The organism is Mesorhizobium sp. M1004 (assembly GCF_040318795.1).
Lineage (GTDB): Bacteria > Pseudomonadota > Alphaproteobacteria > Rhizobiales > Rhizobiaceae > Mesorhizobium.
Genome location: NZ_JAMYNB010000010.1, coordinates 1 through 12,769, shown reverse-complemented (window position 1 = coordinate 12,769; position 12,769 = coordinate 1). Strand labels below are relative to the sequence as shown.

Sequence of the window (12,769 nt, the reverse complement as noted above, 5' to 3'; positions counted from 1 at the left end):
CGCTACGCTCGCACCTATGGCCCCACCCACCCAGCCGATCACCGTCACCCGCCGCGACCAGATGTTTCCCATCCTGGGCGACGCCGATATCGAGCGCATGCGCCGGTTCGGCGAGGCGAGTTCCTATGCCGCCGGCGAGCATATCGTCACCGCCGGCACCGTGGCGCCGGGGCTGATCGTCATCCTGTCGGGCACGGTCGATATCACCCCGGATGTCAGGCCCGGCCGGCGCGAGACCATCGTCACTCATGGTCCCGGCAATTTCATCGGCGAGCTGGCGCAGCTTTCCAGCCGGCCGTCGCTGGTCAATGCGGAGGCGGCCGAGCCGGTCGAGGCCTTCGTCATCCCCTCGCAGCGGCTGCGCGACCTGATGGTGCAGGAGGCAAGCCTTGGCGAGCGGATCATGCGGGCGCTGATCCTGCGCCGCGTCGGGCTTCTGGAAAGCGGCTCGAGCGGGCCGGTCGTCATCGGCCCGGCCGGCAATGGCGACACGCTGCGGCTGCAGGGATTTCTGCGCCGCAGCGGCCAGCCGCACCGCGCGCTCGATTCCGACAGCGACCCGTGCGCCAAGACGCTGATTGAGCATTTTCATGTTGACCCGCACCATCTGCCGATCGTGCTCTGCCCCAACGGCAAGCTGATGCACAATCCCGGCGAAACCGAACTTGCCCGCTGCATCGGCCTGCTGCGGCCGATCGATCCCGACATGGTCTATGACGTCGCCATTGTCGGCGCCGGGCCGGCGGGGCTGGCGGCCGCGGTCTATGCGGCATCCGAAGGGCTGTCGACCATCGTGCTCGATTGCCGCGCCTTCGGCGGCCAGGCCGGCGCCTCCGCGCGCATCGAGAACTATCTGGGTTTCCCCACCGGCATTTCCGGCATGGCGCTGATGGCGCGCGCCTACAACCAGGCGCAGAAATTCGGCGTCGAAATAGTCATCCCCGACGAGGCCAAGCTGCTCGGTGCAGCAGGCGAGGGCTACACGCTTACCGTCGGCGACGGTGAAAGCCTGCGCGCACGCACGGTGGTGATCGCCAGCGGCGCCCGCTACCGCCGCCTCGACATCGCCAAGCTGGCCGAGTTCGAGGGCACGTCGGTGCATTACTGGGCCTCGCCGATCGAAGCGCGGCTATGCACAGGGCAAGAAGTGGCGCTGGTCGGCGCCGGCAATTCGGCGGGGCAGGCGGCGGTCTATCTCGCCAGCCAGGTGCGCAAGGTGACGATGCTGGCGCGCCGCGGCGGCCTCAGGGAAACCATGTCGCGCTATCTGGTCGAGCGTATCGAGGCGCAACCCAACATCGAGGTGCTTGGCGAGACCGAGATCGAGGCGCTGGAAGGCGAAGGCGGCAATCTCACCCAGTTGCGTTGGCGCAACCCCGGCGGCGTCGAGATGCGGCCGATCCAGCATCTCTTCCTGTTCATCGGCGCCGACCCCAACACCGATTGGCTGGCTGGGTGCGATATCGCGCTCGACGCCAGGGGTTTCGTGCGCACCGGCGCCGACATAGGGGCGGGCCAGATGGAGACCAGCCGCAGCGGCGTGTTCGCCATCGGCGACGTGCGCGCAGGCTCGGTCAAGCGGGTCGCCGCCGCCGTCGGCGAAGGCGCCCAGGTGGTGGCTGCCTTGCACGCCTATCTCGCGCGACCCAACGCAGCAGCGCCCGAACTGGCCAGGAGAGCATAATGGATGAATGCAAACACACGCGCGACATCAAGACGGTGACGCCGAGCGCGCTCGGCTGCGAGGAGTGCCTGAAGAGCGGCTCCATGTGGGTGCATCTCAGGCTCTGCCGCACCTGCGGCCATGTCGGCTGCTGCGACGACTCGCCCAACCGCCACGCCACCAAGCATTTCCACGCCACCAAGCATCCGGTCATCGAAGGCTACGACCCGCCGGAAGGCTGGGCCTGGTGCTTTGTCGACGAGGCGTTCATCGACCTGGAAGGCGACGTGACGCCGCAGAACGGCCCGATCCCGAAGTTTTTCTGAGGCGTCCGTTCCCGGGCAGGCAAGCCGACGGCCGTGCCGCTATTTCACCGAGCCCGTAACCGTGCGGTCGAGGGCGTCGGGACTGTGGTCGTTGCCGGCAAGTGCGGCAATGATCAGAAGACTGGCGACGACCGGGACGAACAGGATGGCCACGCGGGCCTGCACATAAAAGATGGCTCGCCATTCGCTGCGCTTTTCCGGGCTGTTGTCCATCACACTCACTCTCGCCATGCCTCCCCGAGGCGGGACATAGCGGCGAAGGGTTAAGCAAAGGCTGCTGAATGTGTTAACGCGCGGCGGATTGGGATTTAATCGCGCGGCGGATTGGGATTTAATCTTGACGGTCAGCGCCGCCCCTCATTGTCATCGGTACGCATCCGGTACGCCTACCCCCGCAGCGCCTGGTCCAGATCGGCGATCAGATCATCGCCATCCTCGATCCCCGCCGACAACCGCACCAGCGAATCCGAAATGCCGATTTCCGCGCGCTTTTCCGCCGGGATCGAGCCGTGGGTCATCAGCGCCGGGTGTTCGATCAGGCTTTCGACGCCGCCGAGGCTTTCAGCCAGCGTGAACAGTTGCGTCCGTTCGAGGAAGCGTTTGGTGCCGGCGAGGTCGCGGTCGAGGTCGACCGAGATCATGCCGCCGAAGGCATGCATCTGCTGGACGGCGATGGCGTGCTGCGGATGGCTGGCCAGACCGGGATAGACGACGCGGCGCACATCTTTTCGCGCCTCCAGCCACTGCGCGATCTTCAGGCCGTTCGTGGAATGCCGCTCCATCCTGAGCGCCAGTGTCTTGATGCCGCGCAGCGCGAGAAAACTGTCGAAGGGACCGGAGATGGCGCCGATGGCGTTCTGCAGGAATTTCAGCTGGGCGGCTAGATCCTTGTTGTCGCCGACGATGGCGACGCCGCCGACCATGTCGGAATGGCCGTTGAGATATTTCGTCGTCGAGTGGACGACGATGTCGATGCCGAGTTCAAGCGGCCGCTGGATGTAGGGGCTGCAGAACGTGTTGTCGGCGACCGTCAATACGCCCTTGCGCCTGGCGAGTGCCGCAACGCCTTCGAGGTCGACGATACGCAGCAGCGGATTGGTCGGAGTTTCGACCCAGAGCAGTTTTGTCTCCGGGCGAATCGCTGCTTCCACCGCCGCCAGATCGGTGAAGTCCACAAAACTCACCTGCAGATTGGCCGAGCGCTTGCGCACCCGCTCCATCAGCCGGAACGAGCCGCCATAGATGTCGTCGGTTGCAACGATATGGGCGCCGCTGTCGAGCAGCTCGAGCACGGTCGAGATCGCCGCCAGGCCGGACGCGAATGCAAAGGCGGCCGAGCCGCTTTCGAGATCGGCCACCGCGCGCTCGAAGGCGAAGCGGGTCGGGTTCTGGCTGCGGGCGTACTCAAACCCCTTGTGCACGCCGGGCGACTGCTGGCCATAGGTCGAGGTCGCGTAGATCGGCACCATCACCGCGCCGGTCAGCGGGTCATGGCTCTGGCCGCCATGGATGGTGCGCGTGGAAAAAGCCAGGCGGTTCTTGCCCGATGGGGATGTTTCAGCAGTCATCGTGCGCGCCTCAAATGGTTGATCAGGTCGATACGGGTTATCAGGCCGACGAACTCGTCGCCATCGAAGATGATGGCGACCTCGTTGCGGTCGAACACCGGCAGCAGCGCATCCAGCGTCTGGCTGGCCTGCAGCGTGTGAAGATTGGAGGTCATGGCGGTGCGCACCGGGGCGTTGAAGCGGTCCCAGCGGCCTTCATAGGGGCCGTCGACCTTGGCCAATATATCGCCCTCATCGATAATGCCGACCAGCTTGCCGTTGTCCAGCACAGGCAGCTGCGAGACATCGGAGCGGCGCATGCGGCCATAGGCGTTGAGCAGGCTTTCGTCGGGGCCGACATAAACGGTGTCGCCGGTGCGGTGCGAGCGCATGACGAGGTCGCGCAGATCGCCATGCTGTTCCTGTTCGGCCAGCCCCTGCTCGGCCAGCCAGAAATCGTCGAACACCTTCGACAGGTACTTGTTGCCGCTGTCGCAGACGAAGGTGACGACGCGTTTTGCTGTCGTCTGCTCGCGGCAATAGCGCAGCGCGGCCGACAGCAGCGTGCCGGAAGACGAGCCGGCGAGAATGCCTTCCTTCGAAAGCAGGTCCCGCACGGCCAGCATGCTCTGCTTGTCTGGGATGGAATAGGCTTTCCTGACCAGCGACAGATCGGCATTGGGCGGCACGAAATCCTCGCCGATGCCTTCGACTGTCCAGCTGCCGGCCTCTTCCATCTTGCCGGTCTTGATCAGCGGCGCCAGCACCGATCCGACTGGATCGGCCAGCACCATTTCGGTCTTCGGCGACGTTCTGGCGAAGTAGCGGCCAAGCCCGGTCAGCGTGCCGCCGGAGCCAACGCCGACGACCACGGCGTCGAGGTCGCCATCGAGCTGGGCAAGGATTTCCGGTCCGGTGGTGGTCTCATGCGCCTCAGGGTTGGCCGGGTTGGCGAACTGGTTGGCGTAGAAGGCGCCGGGCGTTTCCGATGCGATCTTCTCGGCCATGTCCTGGTAATATTCGGCATGGCCCTTGCCGACATCGGAGCGGGTCATGCGCACTTCGGCGCCGAGCGCGCGCAGATGCTGGATCTTTTCGCGCGACATCTTGTCGGGCACGACGAGGATGATGCGGTAGCCCTTGGGGATGCCGACCTGGGCGAGGCCGAGGCCGGTATTCCCGGCGGTCGCCTCGACGATGGTGCCGCCGCGCTTCAGCTTGCCTTCCTTCTCGGCCGCGGCAATCATCGACAGCGCAATGCGGTCCTTGATCGAGCCGCCGGGATTCTGGCTTTCGAGCTTGATGAACAGCCGGCACTTGCCGGTGTCGAATTTGGTCAGTTCGACCACCGGCGTCTGGCCGATGAGGTCGAGCACCGAGGCGTAGGGCGGACGCAGGCGGGATAACGCGCCGTCCGAACTGCCTGGCGCAGCTTTTCCGTGCTCGCTCATATCGATGTGCTCCCTTGAACAAGCGACCGCCTCGGGGGCAGAGCGGCAGCGTAGCTTCTTTTCCGGCCGTTTGCAGTCGGAAAGAAGGTAGATCGTGCCAATCAACCGGCGAGAGGGGGAATGGAATTCCAGTTTGACGCCGGCTTTGGACTCAAGCCAAACACCCTCCGTAGCCATCCTTCCCACCCCCCTCTGAGGGGCGTGCTATCCCGCCGACGTCAACAGCTTTACCCCAGCAGCTGCTTGCTCAGCCTAGCGCATTGCACGCGGATGTCGGGGATGGCGTCGATCTCGAAGAAGGTGCCGCGGGTCAGCGGCCCGACGGCGAGGATCTTGGCCGATGCGGTGCCGTCGCCGGCGATGATTTCGCATTTGGCTGTGACATCGAGACCAAGCCGCAGCGGGTCGGGCCGCGCCAGGCCTCGGTCGACCAGCGAACGCACGACGCTGTTCGACGTCGTCGAGATGTCGCGGGCGATGCCGGTGCAATCATAGATGCGGGCGACCTGCAGCGTTTCCAGCGCCTTTGTGTGGCGAGACTGGATGCCGACGGTGAATCCATCGCCAGCCTCGATGCCGACGACACGGCCGGCGACCGGGCGGATGCGGCCGGTGCGCACCGCTTCGGTGACGCGGGCATGCACCTCGGGCGCCAGCCGATGGCGATGGATGTCCCACCAGGCCTTGGTGTGCTCAACGAAGCGGCGCTTGGCAGAGGACGGCCAGTTCTGCCAGATCTTCTGATTGAAGGGTCGCAGCCCATCGACGACGTCGCGCCAGTCGATGCCGGCCTTCTGGTTTTCGCGGATCAGGTCGCGAAACCAGCCGACGAAATAGGAGAGCTGCGTGCCAAGCGGAATGTCGGCGACGTCGAGCTTGATCGGGTTGCCCTTGCGGTGCGGCGACGGCAGCAGGCCGCGCCGCGACACGGCGACGATCTCGCCGCGATGGCCGCGCTGCTCGAGCGACAGGAAGGCATCGACCATGCTGAGCCCGGTGCCCAGCACCAGCACGCGGGCTTCAGGATCGAGCGCGGTGTCGGCCTCGGTGCCCATACGGATGGCGTGGCCCTGGCCGGCGCCGGGCTGCTCGTCATGGCCGGTGGCAAGCACCGCCAGATGCGCGACGACGCTGGTGCCGTTGGCCAGCACCACTTCGACACCGGACGATGTCGGCGAGATCGACAGGCTTTCCTCGCGAATCAGCCTGAGACGGCCGGTTTCCTTTTCGCGCGCTTCGAGCTCGTCGAGCACTTCCTTGAGGTAGCGGGCATAGACGCTGCGCGGTGCATAGAAGGGTGTCTGCGGCGTCTGTTCCTGGCTTATCAGGCCGCGCCCCTGCAACCAGCGCCAGAAATTCAGGGGATCGTCGGCATAGGCGCTCATCCCCGCAGCGCTGACATTCAGCACGTGCGCCGACAAAAGCGTCGAATAGGCGATGCCCTGGCCGAAATGCGGACGCTTTTCGATCAGCGTGACGCGAAGGTCCGGGTTGGGCGACTTCAGCAGATGCGCGGCCAACACGACGCCGCTGGCGCCGCCACCGACGATGATGATCGAGCTGCGGATGATCGAATTGGCGCGCGCGACGCTCATGCGAGCACGCTCAGGATCAGGCGGGGACCTTTTGCGCCGGCGCAAGCTCGTCGATGTCCCTCGCGACCGGAAGGTCGTCGAGGACGATGTCGCGCATCTCGGCCAGCGTGCGCTGGTCGAGCACCTCGGCGATCGCCTGCCGGACCTCGAGCATCAGATGTCGGACTTGGCATGTCGCCTCATTGCAGTCTTCACAGCGCTGATACTGAGTGCGGCTGGCGCAGGGGATGGGCGCCAGCGGTCCGTCGAGGACGCGCACGACATGGCCGACCTTGATCTCGTCGGCCGGGCGCGCCAAGCGATAGCCGCCATCCTTGCCCTTGCGGCTCTGGACGAAACCGGCATTGCGCAATTCGCCCAGAATGGCGTCGAGGAATTTCTTCGGAATGTTGTTGCCGCTGGCGATGTCGCCGACAAAGGCGAGCTGTCCCGTCGGCAGTTGCGCCAGATGGACCAGCGCCTTGAGGCCGTACTTGCCTTTTTTGGTGAGCATAGACCGAATGTTTCTCTGTCAGGCGATGGCCCAAAACCATCGGTTGCGAAACGCCTGACGTGCCTCCCCGCCGCGTGCAAGCTGCTTCGACACATAAATTCTACTGACATGATATACAAGCCGAGAAACCTTGATTTTGCTTCGTTTTCACGCCGCAGGGGCCACTTTGGCAAGGCTTTGTGCCGTTAAGGTCACAGCCAGCCGCGAGCGATAGCGGCGATGAGCGGCGGCTCCTGCTCCCAATGTCGATAAGATTACTATACTTACCCTCGAACACGCGGAACGTGTTTTCAAATCAACCGTCTTTTACAGCATGGATTTGCGCCATTTGGGGCTTTGCCGGGAATTTTGGGTCGCAGCCCGCGGATCGGCGAAACATGACTCCCGACAACTCGGGCGCCGCCCTGCGCCCGATATCAGGACGCCGCCTTGCCGCTCTGAGGCCGGGCGGCCTTGGCGGCCACCGGCACGCCGCTTGACCGCAGCATCCAGCGGTGGCCGTCGCTGCGGAAGTCGGTGAGGCTCAACGGCTCGACATCGATCCTGCGGCAGGCCGCAAGCGGCGCGCCGAGCACCAAATCAGGCCTCTTCCGTAGGAGGGTTGGCAGGACCACCAACTCTTCAGCACCTTGGGGGCGCCGTTTGCGTTTGCGCACGGTTCGGCACGGGCCGGTCACCGCGCCCGCATCAGCCGGTGGTTTTTTTCTAACAAGTGCTTCTTGCTTGGAAGGATTTAACTCTACAAGAATGATAGAATTAGCTGACTATGAACAGGCATCCGGTTTTTCTCATTTTTCATGGAGCCTTTCATGTCCAGCATTTCGCGACGCATTGTCCTCCTGTCGTCGGCAGCTTTGGCGGGTGCGGCCTTCCTCGGCCCGGCCCAGGCGCAGGACCTCAACATCACCATCGGCTACCAGACGGTGGTCGAACCTTCCAAAGTAGCGCAGGCCGACGGCGCCTATGAAAAGGCGACCAAGGCCACGATCGACTGGCGCAAATTCGATTCCGGCGCCGATGTCATCGCCGCCGTCGCATCCGGTTCGGTCGATATCGGCTATGTCGGCTCGAGTCCGCTGGCCGCGGCCGCCAGCCGCGAACTGCCGATCCAGACCATCTTTGTCGTCGGCCTGATCGGCCAGTCCGAGGCGCTGGTCGCCCGCAATGGATCCGGCATCGAGAAGATCGCCGACCTCGCCGGCAAGAAGGTGGCGGTGCCGTTCGTGTCGACCACGCATTACAGCCTGCTTGCCGCGCTGAAGCACGAAAACGTCGACCCGAAGTCGGTCGAAATCCTTAATCTCAGGCCACCGGAAATAGCCGCCGCGTTCGCTCGCGGCGACATAGACGCGGCCTATGTCTGGGATCCGGCGCTCGGCCAGATCAAGACGACAGGCAAGGTGGTGCTGGATTCCTCGCAGGTTGCCGCCTGGGGCGCGCCGACCTTTGACGCCTGGATCGTGCGCACCGACTTCGCCGAAAAGAACCCGGACGCCGTGCGCGATTTCGTCAAGGTGACCGGCGAATCCTATGCCCAGTTCCTGGCCAAGCCCGAGGCATGGTCGGTTTCGTCGCCGGAAGCGGCCAAGATCGCCAAGATCACCGGCGCCAAACTGGAAGAGGTGCCGCAGCTCCTCAAGGGTTACGTCTTCCCGACATTGGAAGAGCAGGCTTCCGACAAATTCCTCGGCGGCGGCACGGTCAAGGCGATCGAGGCAGCCTCGGCCTTCCTCAAGGAGCAGGGCAAGATCGACGCCGTGCTGCCCGACTATTCGAAATACGTGTCGTCGAAATACGTGACCGAGGCTCTGGCCTCGAACTGACAGCTGAGTTTTAGAGCGTCCTTTTCGTGCCCCAGCGGCACGCGGCGCTCTAGTGCCACGCGCGGTTCTTCTTCCCTGACGCCGCGTGCTGCCTGTCCCGGATCCGCTTAACCGGGCCGGGGCAGGCTGATTTTCTTCCGGAGCCCCTTTTCATGCCGCATCTCGTACTCGACCCGCATCTCGTACTCGACAAGGTCTCGGTTCACTATGACGGCCAAGCAGCGCCGGCGGTCGACCGAGTTTCCATCGATGTCGCCAAGGGTGATTTCGTCGTGCTGGTCGGCCGCTCCGGCTGCGGCAAGACCTCGCTGCTCAATGTCGCCGCCGGCCTGGTCGAACCCGCGCGCGGGGTCGCCACGATCGGCGGCAGGCCGATCACCGGCCCAGGCTCCGACCGGGCGGTCGTGTTCCAGAACGATGCGCTGTTTCCCTGGCTGACGGCTCGTGAAAACGTCGCCTTTGCGCTCAGGCTACGCGGCGTGCCGCAAGCCGAGCGGGCGCGCCGCGCCGACCAGTTGCTGGCGCTGGTCAAGCTCGACAGCGTCGGCGACAAACGCATCTGGGAATTGTCCGGCGGCATGCGCCAGCGCGTCGGCCTCGCCCGTGCGCTTGCCGCCGAACCGGAATTCCTGCTGCTCGACGAACCGCTCGGCGCGCTCGATGCGCTGACGCGCGAGCGCATGCAGACGACGCTGCTCGACCTGTGGACCGCAAGCCGGGTTGGCGTGCTGATGGTCACGCATGGCATCGAGGAGGCGCTGGTGCTGGCCACAAGCATCGTCGTGCTCGCGCCGGGACCTGGCCATGTGGTGCGGACATTCGAAACCGGCTTCAGCCGGCGCTATGCCGCAGGCGAGCCGATCCGCGCCATCAAGGCCGATCCAGCCTTTGCCGCGGCGCGCGGCGAGCTGACCGATGCGATCTTCGAAGGAGAGGCGGCATGAGCGTAACCTCCTACAGCGAGCGGCCGGCCACCGGGACCGGCGAGGCCGATGCCATTTCGGTGCCGTGGTCGCGGCCGGTGCGGAAGCGGCGCGGGGTTTCCTCGCGGGCGATCAGCGCCGTCACCATCCTGGCCGTGCTGGCGGCATGGGCGCTGTCTGCGCGCCTGCAACTGGTGTCGCCGGTGTTCCTGCCGTCGCCCGCCGCCGTGTGGACCAAGTTCATCGTGGTGATCAAGGACGGCTTCGTCGACGCGACTTTGCTCCAGCACATCGTCGCCAGCCTCGGCCGCGTGTTCGCGGCGCTGGTCGCGGCCATCATCGTCGGCGTGCCCGTCGGTCTCGCCATAGGCATCAGCACCATTGGGCGCGGCATCTTCGATCCGCTGCTCGAATTTTTGCGCCCGATCCCGCCGCTCGCCTATCTGCCGCTGGTCATCATCTGGTTCGGCATCGGCGAGCCGTCAAAGATCCTGGTGATCGCAATCGCCATGCTGGCGCCGGTGGCGCTGTCGACGGCCTCGGGCGTGCGCGGTGTCTCAAAGGAGCGCATCGATGCGGCCCGTTCGCTTGGTGCGACGCAGCGCCAAGTGGTGCGCCATGTCATCCTGCCCAGCGCGCTGCCGTCGATCCTCACCGGCCTGCGCATCGCGCTCGGCGCCGGCTGGTCGACGCTGGTTGCAGCCGAGCTGGTGGCGGCAACGCGCGGCCTCGGCTTCATGATCCAGTCGGCCGCCCAGTTCCTGGTCACCGATGTCGTGGTGATGGGAATAGTGGTGATCGCGACAATAGCCTTCGTGCTGGAATTCATTATCCGCCGAATCGAGCGTCAGCTGGTTCCGTGGGCGGGAAAGGAATGACAACAAGTTCTGCCGGTTTGACCGGCTGCTTCCCTTCGCAGCACGGCGACCGCCGACCCCGGAACAGAAGGAGTGATGTCATGACCCAGTCCACCGCGGTGCTGTTCGCCCATCTCGGCAACTGGCTGCTCGCCTGGCGGGAGAACTCGTCGTCGCAGCCGCAACCGAAATCGCCGGCCCCGGTGCAACTCGACGCCGAACGCGACCGCCTGCCGCCACGCGACGAGGGATTTTACTGGGCCTGGCAGTATTGGTCGCAGTGAGGTGATGGTGATTAGCGCCAGCCTTCGCGATTTCGTCATCCTAGGGCGAAGCAAGGAGCGAAGCGACGCGGCGCAGACCCTAGGATCCATGCCGAGACGCTGATGCTACGCTCCAGGGGAGCAACAAACCGGGCGCCTACCACCCGGTTCCGCGAAACAGCTCAAACCACTCCGGATTGGCCTTCTCTATCAGTTCGATCTTCCACTGTCTCGGCCATCGCTTCAGCGACTTCTCGCGTTGAATGGCATCGGTGATGTCGAAGAATTCCTCATACCAGACCAGCCGTTGAACACCGTAGCGGCTGGTGAAGCCTGCGCCCTGGCCGGATTTGTGTTCAGGCATGCGGCGGGCGAGATCGTTGGTGACGCCGATGTAGATCGTGCCGCGTTTTTGGCTTGCAGTCATGTAGACGTAGCCGGTCATGGTTTTTTCAGGGTATCGAGCCTCGGTCCGCGCACAAGCGACATTCTGATCCGTTCCACTCTACGGCAAACGTCACGGCATGGATCCTAGGGTCTGCGCCGCGTCGCTTCGCTCCTTGCTTCGCCCTAGGATGACGAGCGCTGGGTTCTGAAGAAAATATTTCCACGTCAAGCAGCCAACTCGCAAAATCGTTTCTCTACTAAATTTATAGACCTACCTAGCCTTGTCTCTCATCCACGGCAGGGAGCCCTTCCCGGCGCCGGTTCGCAGCGAAGGAAGACGGATCATGTTCAGCCTGACCAGACGCGTTTTCGGCATCGGCCTGTTGGCGGCGGGCATTTCCGCCTCGCTCAGTGCCTCGGCGCAGGAGTTGAAGCAGCTCAACATCGGCTATCAGAAGACCGGCCTGCCGGTCATCGCCCGGCAGCAGCAGGTGATCGAGAAGGCGCTGAGCGACAAGGGTGTCGTGGTGAAATGGGTCGAATTCACCGCCGGCCCGCCGCTGGTCGAGGCGCTCAATGTCGGCGCCATCGATGTCGGCTGGACCGGCGACGCACCGCCGATCTTCGGCCAGTCGGCCGGCGCCAACATCGTCTATGCGGCGGCACTGCCAGCCAATGGCGACGGCGAAGCGATCTTCGTCAAGCCGGCATCGCCGATCCAGTCGCTCGCTGACCTCAAGGGAAAGCGCATCGGCGTCGGCAAAGGCACCAGCGCGCACAATCTGCTGGTCGCGGCACTCGAAAAAGCAAACATCCCCTTCGACCAGATCACCCCGGTCTATCTCAGCCCGGCTGATGCCTCGGCGGCTTTCGCCAGCGACCAGATCGATGCCTGGGCGGTCTGGGATCCGTTCTACGCCATCGCCGAGACACGCTACCAGCCGCGCGTGCTGGCGCGCTCCAGCGAGGTGCTCAAGGTGAACACCTATTTCCTCGCCAACAAGGATTTCGCCAAGGCGCATCCGGAGACGATCACCACGACGATAGCGGCGCTCGGCGTGGCGGCGAAATGGGCGGACGCGAACCGCGACAAGGTTGCCGCGGCGCTGCATGAGGTGACCGGCGTGCCGCTCGATGCACAGACGATCGCGGCCAACCGCACCAAATTCGGCATCTTCCCGATCACCGACGAGATCATCGCCGGCCAGCAGGCGACAGCCGATCGCTTCTACAAGCTCAAGCTGATCCCGAACGCGGTGCGCATCTCCGACGCCGTGTGGACCGCACCGGGCAATTGAACTTTCTTGTGTGGCGCCGGGCGGGAAAACCCCCGCGCCGTTTGCCGTTAAAACCACAGGGGTTTTGCCAATACCCCGTCAAAAACCCCCCCACCCCGCCCCCGCGCATTGATATGGTTGAAAACCACCCAATGCGACCGCGC

Annotated in this window: 14 protein-coding genes; 7 read left to right on the top strand and 7 right to left on the bottom strand. The window is 64.5% G+C overall.

Annotation, left to right across the window (positions count from 1 at the left end; genetic code table 11):
* Positions 1–16 precede the first annotated feature (16 nt).
* Entirely contained in the window at positions 17–1,684 is a 1,668-nt protein-coding gene (locus NKH54_RS20525; protein ID WP_353028787.1) for an FAD-dependent oxidoreductase, read from the top strand.
* On the top strand, positions 1,684–1,989 hold the full coding sequence (locus tag NKH54_RS20520) for a UBP-type zinc finger domain-containing protein (RefSeq protein WP_023698083.1): 306 nt from the start codon (positions 1,684–1,686) through the stop codon (positions 1,987–1,989). Before NKH54_RS20525 ends, NKH54_RS20520 begins: the two co-directional genes overlap by 1 nt.
* 39 nt (positions 1,990–2,028) lie before the next feature.
* On the opposite strand, the gene NKH54_RS20515 is transcribed toward NKH54_RS20520, so the two are convergent.
* The 6 genes from NKH54_RS20515 to NKH54_RS20490 form a co-directional block, all read right to left on the bottom strand.
* Positions 2,029–2,220: a hypothetical protein gene (locus NKH54_RS20515; RefSeq protein WP_196813750.1), complete on the bottom strand. Its 192-nt coding sequence runs from the start codon at positions 2,218–2,220 to the stop codon at positions 2,029–2,031.
* A gap of 155 nt (positions 2,221–2,375) precedes the next feature.
* Positions 2,376–3,557: a trans-sulfuration enzyme family protein gene (locus tag NKH54_RS20510; RefSeq protein WP_023706950.1), complete on the bottom strand. Its 1,182-nt coding sequence runs from the start codon at positions 3,555–3,557 to the stop codon at positions 2,376–2,378.
* Positions 3,554–4,987 carry a pyridoxal-phosphate dependent enzyme gene (locus tag NKH54_RS20505; RefSeq protein WP_023755923.1) on the bottom strand — a complete coding sequence of 478 codons (1,434 nt, stop codon included), beginning with the start codon at positions 4,985–4,987 and terminating at the stop codon, positions 3,554–3,556. Before NKH54_RS20505 ends, NKH54_RS20510 begins: the two co-directional genes overlap by 4 nt.
* Before the next feature lie 227 nt (positions 4,988–5,214).
* Complete coding sequence (locus NKH54_RS20500) at positions 5,215–6,582, bottom strand: FAD/NAD(P)-binding protein (RefSeq protein WP_023672083.1); 1,368 nt, start codon at positions 6,580–6,582, stop codon at positions 5,215–5,217.
* A 16-nt stretch (positions 6,583–6,598) separates the two neighbouring features.
* Positions 6,599–7,075: an RrF2 family transcriptional regulator gene (locus tag NKH54_RS20495; RefSeq protein ID WP_023692934.1), complete on the bottom strand. Its 477-nt coding sequence runs from the start codon at positions 7,073–7,075 to the stop codon at positions 6,599–6,601.
* 416 nt (positions 7,076–7,491) lie between these two features.
* On the bottom strand, positions 7,492–7,653 hold the full coding sequence (locus tag NKH54_RS20490; protein ID WP_023681206.1) for a hypothetical protein: 162 nt from the start codon (positions 7,651–7,653) through the stop codon (positions 7,492–7,494).
* Between the two features lie 231 nt (positions 7,654–7,884).
* Between NKH54_RS20490 and tauA the strand changes: the two genes are divergently transcribed.
* From tauA to NKH54_RS20470, 4 genes are all read left to right on the top strand, one after another.
* Positions 7,885–8,898: a taurine ABC transporter substrate-binding protein gene (gene tauA / locus NKH54_RS20485; protein WP_023710332.1), complete on the top strand. Its 1,014-nt coding sequence runs from the start codon at positions 7,885–7,887 to the stop codon at positions 8,896–8,898.
* A 152-nt stretch (positions 8,899–9,050) separates the two neighbouring features.
* On the top strand, positions 9,051–9,842 hold the full coding sequence (locus tag NKH54_RS20480) for a taurine ABC transporter ATP-binding protein (RefSeq protein ID WP_023710331.1): 792 nt from the start codon (positions 9,051–9,053) through the stop codon (positions 9,840–9,842).
* Entirely contained in the window at positions 9,839–10,699 is an 861-nt protein-coding gene (locus NKH54_RS20475) for an ABC transporter permease subunit (protein ID WP_023702434.1), read from the top strand. The genes NKH54_RS20480 and NKH54_RS20475 overlap by 4 nt, the downstream gene beginning before the upstream one ends.
* 80 nt (positions 10,700–10,779) lie before the next feature.
* Positions 10,780–10,962, top strand: coding sequence for a hypothetical protein (locus tag NKH54_RS20470; protein ID WP_023672089.1), 183 nt, complete (start codon positions 10,780–10,782; stop codon positions 10,960–10,962).
* Between the two features lie 136 nt (positions 10,963–11,098).
* On the opposite strand, the gene NKH54_RS20465 is transcribed toward NKH54_RS20470, so the two are convergent.
* Positions 11,099–11,386 carry a GIY-YIG nuclease family protein gene (locus tag NKH54_RS20465; protein WP_023710330.1) on the bottom strand — a complete coding sequence of 96 codons (288 nt, stop codon included), beginning with the start codon at positions 11,384–11,386 and terminating at the stop codon, positions 11,099–11,101.
* 286 nt (positions 11,387–11,672) lie between these two features.
* Here NKH54_RS20465 and NKH54_RS20460 point away from each other — a divergent pair, with 286 nt between their 5' ends.
* On the top strand, positions 11,673–12,626 hold the full coding sequence (locus NKH54_RS20460; RefSeq protein ID WP_023710329.1) for a sulfonate ABC transporter substrate-binding protein: 954 nt from the start codon (positions 11,673–11,675) through the stop codon (positions 12,624–12,626).
* The last annotated feature ends 143 nt before the right edge of the window (positions 12,627–12,769 follow it).

Excerpts from the sequence above, each read along its gene's own strand:
- NKH54_RS20505 (WP_023755923.1), bottom strand. The coding sequence starts at position 4,987 with ATGAGCGAGCACGGAAAAGCTGCGCCAGGCAGTTCGGACGGCGCGTTA.
- NKH54_RS20515 (WP_196813750.1), bottom strand. The coding sequence starts at position 2,220 with ATGGCGAGAGTGAGTGTGATGGACAACAGCCCGGAAAAGCGCAGCGAA.
- NKH54_RS20480 (WP_023710331.1), top strand. The coding sequence starts at position 9,051 with ATGCCGCATCTCGTACTCGACCCGCATCTCGTACTCGACAAGGTCTCG.
- NKH54_RS20475 (WP_023702434.1), top strand. The coding sequence starts at position 9,839 with ATGAGCGTAACCTCCTACAGCGAGCGGCCGGCCACCGGGACCGGCGAG.
- NKH54_RS20520 (WP_023698083.1), top strand. The coding sequence starts at position 1,684 with ATGGATGAATGCAAACACACGCGCGACATCAAGACGGTGACGCCGAGC.
- NKH54_RS20465 (WP_023710330.1), bottom strand. The coding sequence starts at position 11,386 with ATGACCGGCTACGTCTACATGACTGCAAGCCAAAAACGCGGCACGATC.
- NKH54_RS20510 (WP_023706950.1), bottom strand. The coding sequence starts at position 3,557 with ATGACTGCTGAAACATCCCCATCGGGCAAGAACCGCCTGGCTTTTTCC.
- NKH54_RS20500 (WP_023672083.1), bottom strand. The coding sequence starts at position 6,582 with ATGAGCGTCGCGCGCGCCAATTCGATCATCCGCAGCTCGATCATCATC.
- NKH54_RS20525 (WP_353028787.1), top strand. The coding sequence starts at position 17 with ATGGCCCCACCCACCCAGCCGATCACCGTCACCCGCCGCGACCAGATG.
- NKH54_RS20460 (WP_023710329.1), top strand. The coding sequence starts at position 11,673 with ATGTTCAGCCTGACCAGACGCGTTTTCGGCATCGGCCTGTTGGCGGCG.
- tauA (WP_023710332.1), top strand. The coding sequence starts at position 7,885 with ATGTCCAGCATTTCGCGACGCATTGTCCTCCTGTCGTCGGCAGCTTTG.
- NKH54_RS20470 (WP_023672089.1), top strand. The coding sequence starts at position 10,780 with ATGACCCAGTCCACCGCGGTGCTGTTCGCCCATCTCGGCAACTGGCTG.
- NKH54_RS20495 (WP_023692934.1), bottom strand. The coding sequence starts at position 7,075 with ATGCTCACCAAAAAAGGCAAGTACGGCCTCAAGGCGCTGGTCCATCTG.